This is a genomic window from Chamaesiphon sp. VAR_48_metabat_403 (genome assembly GCF_031422475.1).
In the GTDB taxonomy this organism is placed as follows: domain Bacteria; phylum Cyanobacteriota; class Cyanobacteriia; order Cyanobacteriales; family Chamaesiphonaceae; genus Chamaesiphon.
In genome coordinates, this window is sequence record NZ_JANPLS010000505.1 from 1 (window position 1) to 2,718 (window position 2,718).

A 2,718-nucleotide genomic window follows, 5' to 3' on the forward strand; every position below is an offset into this window, starting at 1 on the left:
CAAAGGGGAGGGAACCGGAAAGACTAATCCCAAAATAACCGCACAAAACACTAATATGTCATTCCTCACCATCGATCGAGTCACCAAAGTTTACCCCACCGCCAACGGCCCCGCCACCATCCTCGACGGCATCGATTTAGCCGTCAACGAAGGTGAATTCATCTGCCTAATCGGTCACTCCGGCTGCGGCAAATCCACCCTCCTCAACATGGTATCCGGCTTCAACACCCCCACCAGCGGCACCGTAACGCTCCAGGACAAGCCGATTACCGAACCCGGCCCCGATCGAATGATGGTGTTCCAAAACTACTGTCTCCTGCCCTGGCTGACCGCCTATGATAACGTTTACCTCGCCGTCGATTCCGTCTATCCCACCCACACTGAAGCCCAGAAAAAAGAAATCGTCCGCGAACACCTCAATATGGTTGGATTGACCGAATCTGCCAGCAAAAAGCCCGGACAACTCTCTGGCGGGATGAAACAGCGCGTGGCGATCGCCCGCGCCCTAGCAATTAAACCCCAGGTATTAATCTTAGATGAACCCTTTGGTGCCCTCGATGCCATTACCAAAGAAGAATTACAAGACGAACTCCTGACGATTTGGAGCGAACATCGTGTTACGGTATTAATGATTACCCACGACATCGACGAAGCATTATATCTGGCCGATCGATTGGTGATGATGACTAATGGCCCTGCTGCTAAAATTGGCGAAGTACTAGATATTCCCTTCGATCGTCCCCGCAATCGCGAGAAAATTATGGCAAGTCAAACTTATATCGATCTCCGCAACTATGCTCTCGATTTTCTCTTCAATCGCTACGCACATTTAGACGATTAGATTGCAGATTTCAGATCGATCGAGCGGTCTGTCAACCATCTGTAATATTTGTTCAAAGTAGTTAGATTTCTCGCTCGTCCGCGCATAATAGGTGTGAGTGTATCTTATAACTACATGCAGGTATAGAGTATGAAACTAAACTATTGGGGACTAATTTCCGCAATCGCCGCAGGTGGGATAATAACGATGGGCAATGGCGATCGAGCTAGCGCGGCAACAATTACGCTTTACGATGGTGCTTCAGGAGTTACTCCAGATCTATACAATCCACCTGCTTACTTAGGTTTTGCTAATGTTGGGGCTGGTTCGCAAACCGCGACTGGGGGTGTAACTACCCTCAATACGAGTCGCCCAGAAGGGACATTTGCGGGTTATTCTAATTACGCGCTGACTGGCGGTTTAGTTAACAACTCATTGCCACCGCTAGTATTAGATAATAATGCTGGTTATACACTGAGCTTTACCGTCAAAATTAACTCGCAAACTAACACTGGTGTCAATGGAGCGTTCCGGGCTGGCTTTAGTGCGATCGTTTTAGGTAACGATAAAAAGGGGATCGAGATCGGGTTTAGAAACACCGATATTTTCTCACAAAACGATGCTAACTTTAACAGTCTTGGCGAGCAAGCTACAGGCGTGGGCGGCATCCTTGGCAGTTTAACTCAATACGATCTCACCGTTGCCCGCAATTCAAATCCGCTGTTGGCAAATACTTACACGCTATCTAGTGGGGGTAATCCTATCATTGGCGGTTTTGTGCGAGATTATTCGGCGGCGAATACAGTATTTGGGAATGTTTATAACAACACTAATTTTATTTTCTTTGGCGATGGTACGACTTCGGCTGGTGCAAGTGTAGATATTGCCAGAATTACTCTCACTACCGCCGATTCTACCGCAGTTCCCGAACCGAGCAATCTGTTGGGAATTGGGCTGGCGATGGGAGTTGGTGCAACTCTCAAGCGGAAACTCGGCAAAATCGGTCGGAAAATTTAAGCCACGATCGCGGTTAATGTTATAACTAAGATCCGATCCTTTTTTACACCCAAGTCACTTGTCCGACGCTTATTTATTAGTATCTCACGGCAGTCGCGATCCGCGTCCGCAGATGGCGGTAGCTAGCATCGCACGGCAATTAGGTGAATGGTTGCAACAAACCGCGCCTGACGCATTGCCAATTTTAGTCGAGACAGCGCAATTAGAATTAGCTCCGACACCATTACACGTCCAAATTGGCGATTTTGCCGATCGATGTCAAAATAATGGGACCGATCGGATCGTGATGCTCCCATTATTTTTAATCCCTGGCGTTCATGTCATGGAAGATATTCCCGCCCAGGTCGCACTTGCCGATCGTGAAATTGGCAATAAGGTAAAATTAGTGGTTACTGCTTTTTTGGGTGACAATCCCGATTTTACCAATTTGTTCGCCCGGAACCGTTCGACATTACCCAGTCGGAGTATTATTTTAGCTCATGGTAGTCGTCGCGCTGGCAGTAACCAGATCGTCGAGCGATTAGCCCATGACTTGAATCTTCAGGCTGCTTATTGGTCGGTGTCTCCCAGTTTAGCCGAGCGAGTCGCCACCGCGATCGCCGCAGGTGCGACCGAAATTGGCATCTTACCCTATTTTCTATTTGCAGGTGGCATCACAGACGCGATCGCCGAATCGATCGCACAATTAAGAGAGCAATATCCACAGGTAAAATTAATTCTAGGCGAACCGAGCGGTAATAGCCCCGAATTAGTAGCCACGATTGGTAAAATTTTGAGATAGTGGATAGTGGATAGGGATTTAGCCAAATGCTTGCAGCCCAAAATCCTAAAACCTAAAGCCTAAAGCCTAAAACCTAAAACCTAATTAAAAGTGACACAGA

General features: G+C 47.6%; 3 protein-coding genes. All 3 read left to right on the forward strand.

Annotation, left to right across the window (positions count from 1 at the left end; translation table 11 throughout):
- Window positions 1-55: 55 nt before the first annotated feature.
- Complete coding sequence (locus tag RMO79_RS23640) at window positions 56-841, forward strand: nitrate ABC transporter ATP-binding protein (protein ID WP_310485724.1); 786 nt, start codon at window positions 56-58, stop codon at window positions 839-841.
- Window positions 842-970: 129 nt separating this feature from the next.
- Complete coding sequence (locus RMO79_RS23645) at window positions 971-1,837, forward strand: PEP-CTERM sorting domain-containing protein (protein WP_310485722.1); 867 nt, start codon at window positions 971-973, stop codon at window positions 1,835-1,837.
- Between the two features lie 58 nt (window positions 1,838-1,895).
- Window positions 1,896-2,618, forward strand: a complete 723-nt coding sequence (locus RMO79_RS23650) for a sirohydrochlorin chelatase (RefSeq protein ID WP_310485723.1) — start codon at window positions 1,896-1,898, stop codon at window positions 2,616-2,618.
- Window positions 2,619-2,718: the final 100 nt, after the last annotated feature.

Coding starts and splice junctions, on each gene's coding strand:
- RMO79_RS23645 (WP_310485722.1), top strand. CDS start 971: ATGAAACTAAACTATTGGGGACTAATTTCCGCAATCGCCGCAGGTGGG.
- RMO79_RS23640 (WP_310485724.1), top strand. CDS start 56: ATGTCATTCCTCACCATCGATCGAGTCACCAAAGTTTACCCCACCGCC.